General features: G+C 40.0%; 11 protein-coding genes, 1 rRNA gene and 3 other annotated features. Of the genes, 5 read left to right on the top strand and 7 right to left on the bottom strand.

Going from position 1 to position 15,576, the window contains the following annotated elements; genetic code table 11:
• Nucleotides 1-27: 27 nt before the first annotated feature.
• The 4 genes from addA to MY533_RS02715 all read right to left on the bottom strand — a co-directional run bounded on the left by addA (nucleotide 28) and on the right by MY533_RS02715 (nucleotide 8,901).
• The gene (gene addA, locus MY533_RS02730) at nucleotides 28-3,744 is read right to left on the bottom strand and encodes a helicase-exonuclease AddAB subunit AddA (protein WP_248717941.1); all 3,717 of its coding nucleotides are present in this window, start codon (nucleotides 3,742-3,744) and stop codon (nucleotides 28-30) included.
• Nucleotide 3,745: 1 nt separating this feature from the next.
• Nucleotides 3,746-7,255, bottom strand: a complete 3,510-nt coding sequence (gene addB / locus MY533_RS02725) for a helicase-exonuclease AddAB subunit AddB (protein ID WP_248717940.1) — start codon at nucleotides 7,253-7,255, stop codon at nucleotides 3,746-3,748.
• A 453-nt stretch (nucleotides 7,256-7,708) separates the two neighbouring features.
• Nucleotides 7,709-8,338, bottom strand: coding sequence for a TVP38/TMEM64 family protein (locus tag MY533_RS02720; RefSeq protein ID WP_132363977.1), 630 nt, complete (start codon nucleotides 8,336-8,338; stop codon nucleotides 7,709-7,711).
• Nucleotides 8,339-8,349: 11 nt separating this feature from the next.
• Entirely contained in the window at nucleotides 8,350-8,901 is a 552-nt protein-coding gene (locus MY533_RS02715; protein ID WP_371873294.1) for a helix-turn-helix domain-containing protein, read from the bottom strand.
• A 124-nt stretch (nucleotides 8,902-9,025) separates the two neighbouring features.
• On the opposite strand from MY533_RS02715, the gene MY533_RS02710 reads away from it, so the two are divergent.
• Nucleotides 9,026-9,757, top strand: coding sequence for an AzlC family ABC transporter permease (locus MY533_RS02710; protein ID WP_248717938.1), 732 nt, complete (start codon nucleotides 9,026-9,028; stop codon nucleotides 9,755-9,757).
• The gene (locus MY533_RS02705; RefSeq protein ID WP_248717937.1) at nucleotides 9,754-10,080 is read left to right on the top strand and encodes an AzlD domain-containing protein; all 327 of its coding nucleotides are present in this window, start codon (nucleotides 9,754-9,756) and stop codon (nucleotides 10,078-10,080) included. Before MY533_RS02710 ends, MY533_RS02705 begins: the two co-directional genes overlap by 4 nt.
• Nucleotides 10,081-10,132: 52 nt before the next feature.
• On the opposite strand, the gene MY533_RS02700 is transcribed toward MY533_RS02705, so the two are convergent.
• Both MY533_RS02700 and MY533_RS02695 read right to left on the bottom strand, forming a co-directional pair.
• Nucleotides 10,133-10,363, bottom strand: coding sequence for a DUF2198 family protein (locus MY533_RS02700; protein ID WP_248719136.1), 231 nt, complete (start codon nucleotides 10,361-10,363; stop codon nucleotides 10,133-10,135).
• Nucleotides 10,363-11,544, bottom strand: coding sequence for a PDZ domain-containing protein (locus MY533_RS02695; RefSeq protein WP_248717936.1), 1,182 nt, complete (start codon nucleotides 11,542-11,544; stop codon nucleotides 10,363-10,365). Before MY533_RS02695 ends, MY533_RS02700 begins: the two co-directional genes overlap by 1 nt.
• A 234-nt stretch (nucleotides 11,545-11,778) precedes the next feature.
• On the opposite strand from MY533_RS02695, the gene MY533_RS02690 reads away from it, so the two are divergent.
• From MY533_RS02690 to MY533_RS02680, 3 genes are all read left to right on the top strand, one after another.
• Nucleotides 11,779-12,492, top strand: coding sequence for a hypothetical protein (locus tag MY533_RS02690; RefSeq protein ID WP_248717935.1), 714 nt, complete (start codon nucleotides 11,779-11,781; stop codon nucleotides 12,490-12,492).
• 139 nt (nucleotides 12,493-12,631) lie between these two features.
• Nucleotides 12,632-12,862 (top strand): hypothetical protein, encoded by a 231-nt coding sequence (locus MY533_RS02685; protein ID WP_248717934.1) that lies wholly within the window; start codon nucleotides 12,632-12,634, stop codon nucleotides 12,860-12,862.
• A gap of 357 nt (nucleotides 12,863-13,219) precedes the next feature.
• A complete protein-coding gene (locus MY533_RS02680; protein WP_248717933.1) occupies nucleotides 13,220-13,498 on the top strand; it encodes a transposase in 279 nt (92 codons plus the stop codon).
• 1,040 nt (nucleotides 13,499-14,538) lie between these two features.
• Here the strand turns inward: MY533_RS02680 and rrf are convergent.
• Nucleotides 14,539-14,654, bottom strand: a 5S ribosomal RNA gene (gene rrf / locus MY533_RS02670).
• Between the two features lie 193 nt (nucleotides 14,655-14,847).
• Nucleotides 14,848-15,109, bottom strand: a sequence feature (23S ribosomal RNA rRNA prediction is too short).
• A gap of 19 nt (nucleotides 15,110-15,128) precedes the next feature.
• Nucleotides 15,129-15,288 (bottom strand) — a sequence feature (23S ribosomal RNA rRNA prediction is too short).
• A gap of 19 nt (nucleotides 15,289-15,307) precedes the next feature.
• Nucleotides 15,308-15,476: a sequence feature (23S ribosomal RNA rRNA prediction is too short), on the bottom strand.
• Nucleotides 15,477-15,576: the final 100 nt, after the last annotated feature.

Below are 15,576 nucleotides of genomic sequence, written 5' to 3'. Positions count from 1 at the left end.
CAGATTGCCCTGTTACACCGTGTTCACTTATGCATGTAAAGCCCGTTCAATATCGAATAAATATAGCACCTTATCACTCACTTTGATATGAAGGATAGATTCAATTGCCTCACTATAAACTCTCAGCTGAACGCCATATCGGTCTAAAAGTTCCTTTGTTAGGGCTGGCCCCTCAGCAAAATGTGATTGAATGCGATCTGTTTTATAATCAAGCAAAATCCATTCACCATTCTCATCCTCAAATAAGCAATCAATAATCCCTTGAACAATTTGAGCGTCGCCATCTTCATCTACTCTACTAATCGTAAATGGCAGTTCTCTTCGGATTGTTTTTGCTTTTTTAAAGCGTTGTCCAATATCTGTTGCAAAGAAATTATATATTTTTTTCCATGGGACAATCTTCCCCTCCGCCTCGGTCAGAAGCTGTCTTGCCACTAAATTAGCGACAAAGTCCTTAACCTCCTGGACATCCGTAAAGCCGTTTTGAGGTACATGTTGCATGACTGTATGGACTGCTGTTCCTATTTCTGCACCTGTTAGCTGTTTGTCCTGTAAAAAGGTTGGACGGGGCGCAATAGTCGTCGTTTTTTGCTTAGAAGGTACTGAAAAGTAATATTCAGGCTCCTCCTGTCGCTGTAAATTTTCTAAACGCTTTATTTCACTTACAGATGTTTTTGAGCGTTTTTGTGTTGATGTCTGAAATGCATAATGTGCTTGAAAACGCTTCGTAATTTCCGACAGCAATGCTTCGTCCTCTGGCGTTTCTAGCAATGGCTGTACCTCATCCTCTAACGCCTGTATGTCATACGCAAAATGGCTTGTTTCAACAGCTCTTACCCACCAATGCGATACGTCTTCAGATGCCTTATAGGAAGAAGAAGCAATTTTTGCAAAGTCTGCATGTCTCGCAACTGCAGGCCCAAGCCAATCAAAGTAGCTATTAGCTCTCGCGCGTAAATACTCTTGTAATGGGGCATCCACAGGTAAACTTTGAGCATCCTGCCAGTTTTCGAGCGTCTTACGCCAATTTTTTACGGAGCCTACTAAAATTAGTCGCTCCTTCGCACGTGTCATCGCTACGTATAATACACGCATTTCCTCAGCCCGCATTTCAAGCTCCTTTTTCTCCTTTAGCGCTAAAAATGGTAGCGATGTATACGTAATACGATTTTCTGGATCAATTGCCTTCACGGCAAGGCCAAAATCTTGATCGAATAAATATGGATTGTGGAAATCCATTTTATTAAACGGTCTCCCCATTCCTGCAACAAAGACAACAGGGTATTCCAAACCTTTTGAAGAGTGGATCGTAACAAGACGCACAACATCATCCTTTTCTCCAATCGATTTAGCTGTTCCTAAATCATCTCCACGCGTACGCATACGATCAATAAAACGTAAAAAGCGAAATAGTCCTCGAAAGGCTGTTTTCTCATACATTAAAGCACGGTCATGTAAAATGCGTAAGTTTGCCTGACGTTGCTTACCATTTGGCATAGCACCAACCATCTCATAATAATGCGTGTCTAAATAAATTTTCCAAATTAAATCTGACAGTGAACCACGTCGTGCTAAATCTCGCCAGTTTTCAAATGCTAGCATAAATCGTTGTAGCTTGACAAAAGTATCTGAATGCACACCATGCCCATCACTTCGAATAAATTGCCTTAATGCATCATAAAATGGTGCTTTTTTATCTGCTAACCGTATTTTTGCTAGCTCATTTTCTGTTAAGCCAACAAATGGTGCACGTAGCACTGAAGCTAAAGGAATGTCCTGATATGGATTATCGACAACCTTTAGTACATTCAGCATAATCATGACTTCAAGCGCATCAAAATATCCTTTAGCGGACTCCGCATAGAGAGGGATTCCCGCAAGCTTAAATTCCTCCACTAAATCTGTTGACCATGTCATTGAACGCATTAAAATCACAATATCACTATATTTCAATGGACGTTCTGTCTTCGTTTTTGTATCGAATACGGTTGTCCCATCCTCCATCATCTGCCGAATACGCTCAATGATAAAACGTGCCTCATACTGTGATTTTTTTAATTCCTCTAGTTCAGAGGCATCGCTTGCAATGTCTTCCGCCTCTTCGTCCAATGCCTCTTCTTCAGGAGGATGCATGATAACTAGCTCTACCGGAACTTCTTTATCATCATACGGCGCTGCTGGCTTTAATGAAGCATTTTCATCATAAAGAATTTCCCCTACACGCTCACCCATAATTTGTGCAAATACATAGTTTGTAGCGTTCAACACTTCTTTTCGACTACGAAAATTAGCGTTTAAATCTATCCGCATTCCCGTTAAATCTGGGGCCTCTAGAAACTCACTATACTTTCGCATAAAAAGCTTCGGTTCTGCTAAACGGAAACGGTAAATACTTTGCTTCACGTCCCCAACCATGAATAGATTTCCATCTTGCTCACTACCTGTTTTCACAAGCTGCAATATTGTTTCTTGGAGCATATTTGTATCTTGATATTCATCAACAAGTACTTCTTTAAACCGTTGTTTCAAATCTAGTGCAACAGGTGAAGACTGTAATTTACCTTCAACTTCTACAGTTAAAATTTGCAATGCAAAATGCTCTAAATCCGAGAAATCAATAATTCCTCGTTCTAATTTTGCCATGCGGAACCGTTCACTAAAAATATTTGTTAATTCGACTAATGTTCCGATCGTCGGACCCATTAATCGTATTTCTTCAAGCAAGCGTGCAGGAGTACGAACAAAATAAGTCTCTTTCAGCTTATTGACAATTTTTTTAGCTGACTCACGTTTTTTCTTGGCAAGCTCTTGTAGCTCCACATCTACTAAAGCATCCTTTGATACACGCTTTAATGTTGACCATTTCACCGTACCAAAATAATCAAAGAGTTCCTGCCACGTTCCTTCACGACTAATACGAATACCTTCCTGAATCATCGCAAAATCCATTTCTGCGGTTTCAGCATATGGCGCTGGTCCCTCGGGCTGTAATGTTATGGCACGCATTTCAGAAATTAAAACGAATGCCTCCTCAAGACTATGCTTGACTGTTAACTTTACATATTTCGACAGCTCTAAATCATCAATGGTTACGTCCGCTGCTAAGTCATATGTCTCTGGTAGACTACGAAGCCATTTTAGAGGCTCTGCATGTACACGAGACGTATCATATAGCTTGCTTATTAATGTTTCAATAGCTTGATCATCACGATCCGACGTAAAGCTATCAACGAGGTGGTAGATTGCTTGGACCTGTGCCTCATCCTCAAAATCATAAGCATCTTCTAATACTTCTGCCAATATATCGTCCCTTAGCAACGCAACCTCCGCCTCATTCGCTATACGAAAGCCTGGATCAATATCTAACATATAGGCATACTGTTTAACGATTGCTAGACAGAAAGAATGCAGCGTTGAAATTTGTGCTTTATTGACAAGGCTTAGCTGGCGTCGTAAATGGTTGGAAGTTGGATTTTCTGCAATTGCCTTTTCAAGCGCCTCCGCCATACGGTGACGCATCTCAGCAGCAGATGCATTTGTAAATGTAACGACAAGTAACTCATCCACATTGATGGGATCTTCTATCGCAACTACCTTTTCAATCATGCGATTAATAAGAACTGCCGTTTTCCCAGAGCCTGCCGCAGCCGATACAAGTGTATCCTGACCGCTTGCATAGATGGCCTTCCATTGGTCGTCAGTCCACGTTACTTCCGCTGGCTTTTCGGGTATTTTTTGTACCAACTTACTTCATCTCCTTCCGAATTTTCTCAACGATATCATTCGGTTTTGCTTGCTGTAACTGACGATAGCTTTGCTTGCCATCAGATGGATCGAATTGACAAACAGCTGTAAATTGACAGTAATCACATGCTGTTTTTGTTTTTAGTTTATAAGGACTAATGGACGTATCTCCTGCTAAAATTCCATCACCAGCCTCTTGATGCTTGCGCCGGACAAAATGCTGTAGATTTTTCATATCATTAACAGGTACTATACGCGACTGAGATTCTGACGGTGTCCCATCTTTCTTCATATAGACAGGAATAATTTTTGAATGTCCACTTGATTCCTCTAATTGCTCATCCATCGATAAAATGGCCTCCGCATTTTCTGACAAAAGACCTTTCATTTTATATTGTTTTAAACGGTCTTCTTCAATTTCACTATCACTTAAATCCTTATCAAGCTTTAGCATTGGATTGTGGACATGTACATAAAGAACCCCAGCTGGCTCCGCCTCCCCTGGCAGCCAATAAGAAGCGTTTTCCATCGCCACATCTAAATACGTTAGTACCTGTAGAGACAAACCGTGGTAAACCTCATTCAAATCTAAATCACGAGCGGATGATTTATAATCGACGATTCGCAAATAAGAGCGGTCATCAATAGATGCACTATCGACCCTATCAATACGACCTCGCATAAACATTTTCTTACCACCTGTTAAATCTATTTCAAGTGGAGGAAGCTGTTCATTTTGCCCCGGTCCAAATGATGCCTCAATGGCAATTGGCTTAAAATGAGATACATTCGCATGCTGCGTAAGTGCCGTCATTGTTCGCTCGACAATACGAATAAGTTTGCGTTGAATGTAGCGATAACGTGCGCTTGACAGTAAGATTTGATGTGAAAATACCGGCACAATTTGCTCGACAGCTTGGCGTGCTAATTGTTTAATTTGCTGCTTTGTTAAACGTATCCAAGATAGTTGCAGACGGTGTGTCTCTTCAGTAATCCATTTCAATGCCTCATGGAATAAATCACCCATTGCAAATGTTTCTAGTCTGTACTCTGCCCGCTCTTCTAGATGAAGTCCATACGTAGTAAAATGAGAGAATGGGCAGCGGAAATATTTCTCAATACGAGACACGCTAGATGTTAGCTTTTGACCATATAATTCCTGAGTGATGTGGTTTTCTAATGGCTCTGCTTCATTTTTATGAGTGATTGGATGTAAAACTCGATCATAAATAAGTGCCCAATAAGGGTCCTGTTTATAAAATTTTTGTAAAGCAAGCCACTCTGGCGCTAGTTCTCGACTATGTTCGGCTTGGCGTTTTTGCACCATTAAATGTGCTAAAGCTGTACGTGGATGGCGTAAATACGGTAATGCACTTTCGTCCAATAGTTCAATTGGATCGATTACAACTCGCTCGACCTCGACACCACTCAAAAGGCCTGCCGTTTTATCATTGCCGATAATTTTCTTTATATAGAGTGAAGACAGCAGCGCCTTGCCCTCTTCATCTGCCGTTGGATAGGACATATATAATTTATCGGAAGGTGTTGTTAAAGCTCGATATAGCAAGAAATTTTCCTGCAGTAAACGATTTTTAGATGTTGGCGCCAGTTCATAGCCAATTTGACTAAACCATTCACGTTCGTTGTCTGACAGCAACCCCTCATAATCCATACGAGTTGGATAGACTCCATCATTCATTCCTAAAACAAAAGCGACTTTTATATTCGATAAACGAGCTAAATCAACTGTCGCTACCATAACTTCATCTAATGTAGGCGGGATACGCGAAAATTCTAATGTATCAAAGCCCTCATCTAAGATTTTCGCTGCTTCCTCTACGGACATCTCCTGCTCACCAAACATATACACAAACTGATCGAGCACTGCAATCCATTCTTTCCACGCTTGATCATGCTCACTTGCAGCTAATGCATCGCCTTGATCAAGTTCACGGTCTTTCATTGCTTGAAGCTTTTCATAAACATTTAAATGCTCAATCAACTCATATAAAGCTGTCGCTACATCTCTACCGGTTGTCGCCACTTCCAGCTTGTCCTGTAATGATTTAAGCGGCTGACGAATTTCGTCGCGAATAGCCTCGATTTCTGCCTGCATGGCACGTTCTTCATCCGTCTGCACTCGTGAATGGAATTCTAGTCCACGATACTTTTTGAAAAACCATCGAGCTTCTTCAAACCAGCGCTCCCCAAAGACGCCATGTGCTAAACAGTAGTTTTCTAAACGATCCGCTCGCTCACGCCAAACATTTAATTCAGCATGTAACGGGAAAAATAGATCTGTTTTCACACTCCGAAAAACTGGTTCATACTTCCAATTGGAAGTAATAACCTCTAAAGCAGATCGACTAAGTTCAATTAAAGGGTGATGCAACATCGTCTTTTTCGAATTCGTAAAAATAGGAATTTCATATTGTTGGAAAATTGTTGTGATGAGCGGGTCATAAACTTCTGCTTGTCTATAAAGAAGTACTATATCTTGATAACGATACCCGTTCTCTCTCGTCAACTTTGTTATTTCCCGGGCAATGGCATGTATCTCCGCACGTCGATTAGATGCTTCTAGCACCATAACATCACCTGAAGTTTCTTTCGTTTGAGGCACCATATCAGTAAAGTGAGCTTCCATATGCTGTAAATCACTAGACTGGAAACGATACGTATGATAGAAGTGCAATGGTGCTTCAACTTCAATGCCTTCTTCATATGCAATATCGTGTAAACGTTGGTTCGTAGAAGCGGCTTCATGGAATAAAGATTGCTCATCATAAACTTCATCGATATGGTCAAAGGGAAGAACTACCGTTACCTGTTTTGTCACCTTTAATAACTCTTTTACAAGCTCTAATTCTCTTACCGTAAATGCTGTAAAACCATCTATATAAATTGACGCCTGCTTCATCGTCTCGGAGTATTTTAGTTGCTCGGTTAAAATCGGATAATACCCCTCACTATCGACATATGTCGTGCCAAGTCGTTCCTCCAAAGCTTGCAAAACTACTTGTAAATCATTCGTCTTCGCTTGCAATGTATTTGGCGCATCAATGGCCTGCAAAGACGCGGTCACTTCAGCTAACACCGAACTATTTACACTATAACGACTAAACTCTCGTAATAGCGCTTCAATTTCCTCCGTAAAGCCTCGTTTCCCAGCTGCTTGTCGAAATAATGAAAACTCACTTTTTTGTTCCTCTAAAAGTTTACGAATAAGCATTCGATAGCCATAGCCATTTACTTCTTTTCGAGCAATACCGCCCGTTTCCTGTAATACTAACCATGCTAATCGTTTAAATGTCATGACCTGCGCACGGATTAAGCCTTTCAAGTCATGCTTATTCGTCAGCTCATACTCCGTTGAATAAGACATTTGGTCAGGTACAATCACAAAAATTGGATGACCTAACGGATCTGTTTTTAGTTGCTCGACAATCTCTTGATGAATAAACGTTGATTTACCCGTTCCTGAACGTCCTGATACAATACGCAATGTCATGTCCTTTTCTCCTCCTGTTCATTTAATAATCTATATCCATTATGCCTCGACATAATTGCGTCCGGAATCGGCTTTGTGCTTAGGCTTGTAGGATGCAGGTCAGTTAGCCGTTATCGCAAAGATGCGATGATTTTAGGCTAACTCCTACCCGATTCCCGTGACATCCGCCGGAGGCTTTAACTTCTTTTCTGTGGATGTTTGTACTTAAACCCGAATTCATTACAACACCTATAGAGATGGGAGATTACACGGGCTTTCTGGTCTACCTGAGCAGTTTTTGCATGGACCCGATTACGTTGATGGTTCCCCCGAGCTTTTTGCTTCTCTAACTTTGCATTTTACTATTTTATCTAAACGCTGCTCCACGTTTCTCGAACAACCTTTATGAATGAAGATAAAAACCCCTTCTCTCATTTTACATGATAAAAGGGGTAAGATGTGCATATTCAACTTTCAACGTTGATGATTTTTCGTCAATTTTCTTGCATGTTTTAAGTCTCTTTCTACCCGTGCATTTAAGCGTTTCTCCATAAACTTGCCAACCCACCAAAGCAAGATTATCGCAACAGCTGCAATAATCAGTCTAACAGGGCTCGTTAGGAGCGACTTTAAATCGTAACCAAGTACACTCATTCCTAAAATCATAACGAACTTCCCAGCCAATAACACCACAAAATAAAACTTTTTATGAATATGAGATAGCCCCGCCACAATGTTTACAATGATTGAGGGGGTAAAAGGAAAACAAAGTAACACGAACAGAGGACTAATACCATTCATATCTACCCATTTAATTAGCTTCTCTACTTTTTTACTGCCTGTTACAAATCGAAGCTTTGGATGCTTGCCAAAATGTCGGACAAGCAAAAATACCGCATATGAACCCGCTACTGATCCTATCCAAGATAATAAAAAACCTAACCATAAACCAAATGCGCTCGCATTTGCGACAACGAACACGACCAACGGTAAAAATGGAAAAAACGCCTCTATAAACGTTAAAAATAAACCAATGACCGGGCCAAGCGTTCGATATTGTGCCGCAATTTGCTCAATATTATCTACAGTAAACCATTCACTCAAAATTGACACCTCTATTTATATTGCAAAATTAAATGTAAAATCGTTAACTTTTCCGAAGTATTTTTATACTCATGTGGTTGATGTCCTGAGAATACTAGTGTATCCCCTTCTTCTAGTAATTCATGCATCTCCCCAGCAGAAATAATGGCCTGCCCTTGGATTACAGTCACAGTTTCCTCTACCCCTTCTGTGTGGGCTTCACTTCTACTGAAAGCACCAGGCTCCATTTCAATCCTATAAAGTTCCCAGCCACGATCTGGATTATAAGGAATAATGGAATACACACGATACCGCCCCTCATCTTCATCTACACGCGGCGCATCCTTACTACTATATTTCATGAAGTGAGCTGTTGGTGCTTGTAATAATGAAGAAAATGAAGTACGCATTCCCGCAGCAATTTTCCAAATCGTTGATACTGTAGGGTTTGCCTCCCCTTTTTCAATTTGGGCCAGTTGGGCTTTACTTACCCCTGTAGCTTTGGCAACATCATCTAAGCTTAATTGACGTTGTTGCCGGATCTTCTTTAATTGAAATGCCAAATTCCGACTCATTTGCTCCATTTTTATTCACCAATTTCCCTTGTTTATTTTATCAGACATATGTATACTTTAATAACCACATCAAACTATTAGACTATTCTATTTTTAGTATACATGGAAATTTTTAAGAAAGGACGATTTCTTTATGACAAGTACAACCGATTTTCAGAATGAAACAGCAAACATGCCAGACGATAGCTTTTTACAAGGTGTTAAAGATTGTGTTCCCACTTTACTCGGTTATATAAGCATAGGACTCGCTTTCGGTGTTGTAGGTTCCGCTTCTGGGTTATCTGTATTCGAAATTGCACTATTAACTATACTCATCTATGCAGGCTCCGCACAATTTATCTTTTGTGCACTTCTTTTAACAAATAGCCCTGCTTCTGCTATTATTGTAACCATTTTTGTTGTAAATCTACGCCATTTATTAATGAGTTTAACATTAGCTCCGCACTTTACACGCTATTCCATGCTAAGAAATGTTGGTTTCGGCACATTATTAACGGACGAAACATTTGGCGTTGCTGTTACAAAGCAAATGCAAAATGGGAAATTACATGGCAAATGGATGGATGGGCTGAACATAACTGCTTACTTATTTTGGATTCTTTCTTGTGTAACTGGCGCATATTTAGGACAGTGGGTAGCAACTCCTGAAAAATGGGGCTTAGATTTCGCATTGGTAGCTATGTTTGTGGCACTTCTTGTTCTCCAACTTAACAGTGTAGGTAAAAGTAAAATAATGCATTATCTTATGTTAATCGGCTATATGGTTGTCATTATGTATGGTCTTTCTTATATTGTGCCCTCCCATGTGGCTGTTCTTCTTTCAACAGTTATTGTAGCAACTATAGGGGTGGTGACAGATAGATGACGACAACTACTACTATGGTATGGCTCATCGTTGGCTGTGCACTTGTCACTTGGCTACCACGTATTATTCCTTTTATTTTCGTTCGAAATGTAAAACTACCTGAGGTTGTATTAAAATGGCTAAGCTTTATCCCAGTTTGTATTTTGAGTGCTCTTGTTATCGAAAACTTATTGGATACAGAAAGCGGAAAAATTGTGACATTAAATTGGCCCGTTTTGATCACCTTTGTACCAACGCTTATAATTGCAATTGTTACCAAAAGCTTATCTATTACAGTTTTAGCGGGGGTTATCATTATGGCAGCCGTAAGATTCTTCATGTAAAAAGGTCAGTCTTAAAAGTGAGAAAGCTATCACTTTGGACTGACCTTTTCTATTAATATTTGTTTTTTCTCATTTTACTTGCTAGCCAAAAGCCTACTGTTAACGAAAATGCATCGATTACGAAAATAATAGGCGGCGAAGTATATCCTGCATAGACAGATGCCGCAATAAGCGCAATTGCCAATATTAACGCAACATACCGATTATATGTAATTCTAGTAAACAATAATACGAGTAATGTTGGTAAAAATAACGCTAGCATCATTTTCCCGAAAACATCCATCATATATCCCTCTGCTCAGCTAGTAATAATCCAATACGATAATGATCATTGCTATATATAACATGCTGTGTTAAACGTATTTCATTGTTTCGATCTATTACTTCTAGACGACAATGTGCAGCATTTAATTGCAAAGCCTCGTATAAATCATTTTCAGTAAAAATGGCCTGACCGTTTACTTTACGAATACATTCTCCTGCCAGTAAGCCCATTTTTTCAGCAGGTGAATCAGGTAAGACAGCCGCAATAATAGCGCCCTTTGAATTTGGTGCAACCGCATAAATGTCCGTTTTATCTTGCAGCGCATAGTAGATCGTGATAATGATACGAATCACGGCACCAATTGCCAACGTAATAAAGCCAATAAACGGCTCCAACGCAGCAACAAGTCCACCTATTAAAATTAACTGCCCTAGTATAAGCACCGCTCGGCCAATTTTAGGCAATTGCACAGTCGGCAATTCTTTTCGAGTAAGCTTTGAAAAGCCTATAACGAGTGGAAATAGTACAAGTGCAAAAGTACTCTCCCCTAATGTAAATTGGGGCCAATATGGGAAATCTACAGGAATAATATCACCAGGTATTACAAAGAAAATAGGCAATATCCAAACATTTCTTGAACGATAGACAATTGCCTGCATACCTCGCTTCGTCTTTTCAACTCTCGGTGTCGTTACCTTCATTGCTGTTCGACGAATTAATATACCCTCAGCAATTACACTTAGACCTGCTAAAACCGTAATCGTTATAATGGAACCATCTAATAAATTTACACCTTCTAAAGAAATTTTCCACCAAGAAAATGTCCAATTGTAATGGTACATCAACCACATTGCTAATGTTGCAAGCCCCATTGTGTAGATTGGTGAAAGTGCATTAATGAAGAACAGTAATAGTGCCAACGCAGAAATAGCAATTAAAATCATTAAAAAAGCTTTAGGCACTGTTAAACCTAAACCAACACTTATGAGTGAAATGAGGAGGGCATTTAGCCACCCAAATTTCCATTGACCAATTAGCTCTGTCCAACCCCAAATAATACGTCTATTAAAAAATTTCCGCTCCTGCTTTACACGACTATAACCTAATAAAACCGCAAATAACATTGCGATATACATTAATGGGTTAATTAAAAAGCGGCCAATCGCTGTTACAATTTCTATTAAAATATCACTAACCATACGAACACCCGCCGTTTCTATCTTGAATACTATGATTTTATTGTATCAAACGACTACACTCTTGCGTAGTACAATCTAGCAGAAAGCCTTCTATTCTTATTTTTTTATCGTATTTAGCGGATATTCATTTAAAACGATGCAAGTATGTCGTTTTTTTATAAATTAATCCAAATATTCAAATATTACCTGTAACTTAAATTTGTAAAAAGTGTCTAATAATTAGGAGGTGTTATATTGAAAGTTCTTAAAAAGATGATGTTTATTGCTCTATTTGCTTTGTTGATATCTTCTTGCAGTAACTTCACTTTTCTTAAAGGGTGTCCTGATGGGATAATTGAATGGGTAGATGCGTTGATGATTAACGATATACAGTATGAGCATCATTTTCCAGAGCCAGCGAATGAAAATCTTCCTATAACAATTGAAAAAGGTAAAGAACTTGGTAAAGTGACATATAAAATGGCTGACAATGCTTGCAGTAATCACAAGATGCAAAATGGTGATGCGACATATTTAAAAGAAGGAACAATCATTTCTGAAATAAAAGGATATCCGTCATCCTTGATTATTGCTGCAAATAATGATGTTTATGTAGCCAACACAAATAAAAAGGCAAAAACAATAGGAGAACTTTACCCTATGGATCATTTGGTGAAGAATATCTATTTTGAAAGCACTGAAGATGGCAAGAGAATACACACATTCTCACAGTCCTCTAAAGATACGTTCCTAGCCGCATTTTATGAATTAAAATTAGCAGATGGACAATCATTAATTGATATAGGTAAGCAAGATGGTACACGTATATTTTTGGGGATTGAACTTAATAATGGTGTTTCATTTAGGCAGCTTTATTGGAGCGATTCTAATACATTCCAGAATGGAGCAATTGGAAACGATAAAATAAAGGCAGTTATTAACTTTGAATTATCAAATCTAAAAAAATAATACAAGTAATAAGAGCTAATTTTATAAATTTAATCCCTTTAGTATCAAGGGTTCTAAAACAATAAAAAACGGGCACCGCCCTAAATTCAGTATAATGGTAGCGTCTAAACTAAACCATACTGAATGAGGTGAATGCCCTATGACTAGTGTAAAACAAATGAGCCTATTTGATATCCAAGAATTAATGGAAATGGAAAGTTTCCGTCGTTTTGATACGATTTTTACCACTTTCGACGTGCGACCTATTTTTCAGCTATTTTCAAAAAAGACATTACGTGGTGCCCCACGTGAATTAAATTACGGTGCTATGATACAGTCACTCGTTGTTCGTATTGTCGAGCGGTTTCCAACGATTAAGGATTTAATCTAGTGAACATCCTTTATTTCAGATTCGATTGCGGTTTTCTTGTTTCAGACTTGGTTCCATCTGAAGCGTCCTATTCACGTTATGATCGACGTTATTAAGTCGATCACATGCAAGATACATTGATTCAAACGGCCTTTATAGAAGGTTTCATTTGTGATGAGCATCTCGCTATAGATGCCACACATTTCGAATCACACGATGCAGCGAAACCTTCGGAGAAACAAAAAATGTGGACGAAAATCAAAAGAAGAACGTGAGGATCGGCTTGCGAAACAAGCAGCAATCGAAGCCAATTAGTCGACTTATGAAAAAGAAATCAGGCATCAGCTCGATACACCACTAGAGACACTGTGGCAAGAGGTGCCCATCGAACCGAATTGGGGTATCAAAAAGAACAGTGACGGCAAAAATACATTTTGGTTTGGCTTTAAAGAGCATCTCGTAGTGACAACCAAGAGTCAATATATCGCCTCTCGCCTCATGACATCTGGCAATTTGTCGGATAGTAACGCAGCGATTCCTCTTTTAAAGAAAGTAGAAAACCTTTTTCCAGGGCATTTTACGACCACTATTTTGGATGCAGGGTATGATTTACCGTTAATTACACGAGTATCAAATGCGTGCAGTGATTTACTATAAATACGAGTGACGGAAAGAAATCTGAGCGATGGAAGGTAGAGGCCAAGTGACGGAATCAAATCCGAGCGAAGGAAGATAGAGGCAAAGCGACGGAAAGTAGAGCCAGAGCGACGGAAGGTAGAGGCCAAGTGACGGAAGGAAATCCGAGCGAAGGAAGATAGAGGCAAAGCGACGGAAGGAAGAGTCAAACCGACGGAAAGTAGAGCCAGAGCGACGGAATCATCCGCAACGAAGGCGAGTATCTTGGATTTGATGAGCATTTCAGTCCGACATGTGTACGTAAACACAGCTACTGTTACGAGTAGCTTCGATGAAAAGTACCGAACATTAAAATTCACAAGGCCAAAGGAATGTGCAACCTGTCCGTTACGTGACTCTGTCAGAAAGTTTTCAAAATCAAGTGTAACAATGATTTACGGAAATTTACGTATCCAGCACGTGGCACTGAACTATGGAAACAACTGTATAAAGAGCGCATGCTGTTGAAACAGGAAGAAAGGCGAAACTTCACTTCAATCTGGTGACGTTTATTTATAATGCCTGCAAGTTGGCAGTAGATCGTCTGAATGCTTTATTACAGACACAAACTCAAGCAACATAATTTTTAAAAACGTAAGTTTTCTTAATAGGAGCAGTCTAAGCGCTTGATTCATATAATAAAAAAAATTCCTACAATCATGAATTGTAGAAGTCACTATTTTTAATATTGTGCTATTAAATTGTTTCTACAGCTTGAGACGGAAAAGAAAGATTTTAATCAAACTTTGCTCAATGTGCTTTCTTTTCATTTATAAAACATGCTTTTTAAAATTACTTTTAACCAAATTTTATTTTAACCTTTAGGTCCTGCATCTTCGTCAGCTAGTGCTCGATATTTTGCTCCATCACCCATTACTTTTCCGAGAAGATTCCTTAATTCTTAACCTTCGGCTAGATAAATGGCAAAAACTATAACCATTTTTATAGATTTATTTGGGTTAACCAGCTGAAAAAATGCAAATAAAAAAGCCGAGAAATATATTCTCGACCTAAATTATTTTGCCTAGCGACGTCCTACTCTCACAGGGGGAAGCCCCCAACTACCATCGGCGCTAAAGAGCTTAACTTCCGTGTTCGGTATGGGAACGGGTGTGACCTCTTTGCCATCATCACTAGACTATTGTCGGCTTTCAATATACATCGTATTTCTTCGTCAGCTTCTGTCGTTCCGTCAGTCACGTACTTGAGTACGCTCCTTCCTTCTCTCCATCGCTTCCTCGAACTACTCGTATCTTGAAACCCTTGAAAGATTATTCTTTCAAAACTGGATAAACGGTGCATTGAATGCTTCAAACATTTTGGTTAAGTCCTCGATCGATTAGTATTCGTCAGCTCCATGTGTCACCACACTTCCACCTCGAACCTATCTACCTCATCGTCTTTGAGGGATCTTACTTACTTGCGTAATGGGAAATCTCATCTTGAGGGGGGCTTCATGCTTAGATGCTTTCAGCACTTATCCCGTCCACACATAGCTACCCAGCGATGCCTTTGGCAAGACAACTGGTACACCAGCGGTGTGTCCATCCCGGTCCTCTCGTACTAAGGACAGCTCCTCTCAAATTTCCTACGCCCACGACGGATAGGGACCGAACTGTCTCACGACGTTCTGAACCCAGCTCGCGTACCGCTTTAATGGGCGAACAGCCCAACCCTTGGGACCGACTACAGCCCCAGGATGCGATGAGCCGACATCGAGGTGCCAAACCTCCCCGTCGATGTGGACTCTTGGGGGAGATAAGCCTGTTATCCCCGGGGTAGCTTTTATCCGTTGAGCGATGGCCCTTCCATGCGGAACCACCGGATCACTAAGCCCGTCTTTCGACCCTGCTCGACTTGTAGGTCTCGCAGTCAAGCTCCCTTGTGCCTTTACACTCTACGAATGATTTCCAACCATTCTGAGGGAACCTTTGGGCGCCTCCGTTACCTTTTAGGAGGCGACCGCCCCAGTCAAACTGTCCGCCTGACACTGTCTCCTGCCCCGCTAAGGGGCATGGGTTAGAATTTCAATACAACCAGGGTAGTATCCCACCGACGCC

This window comes from Lysinibacillus sp. Ag94, assembly GCF_023242215.1.
In the GTDB taxonomy this organism is placed as follows: Bacteria; Bacillota; Bacilli; order Bacillales_A; family Planococcaceae; genus Lysinibacillus.
The sequence above is the reverse complement of the archived record's forward strand: the minus strand, read 5'-3'. Positions and strand labels throughout refer to the sequence as shown.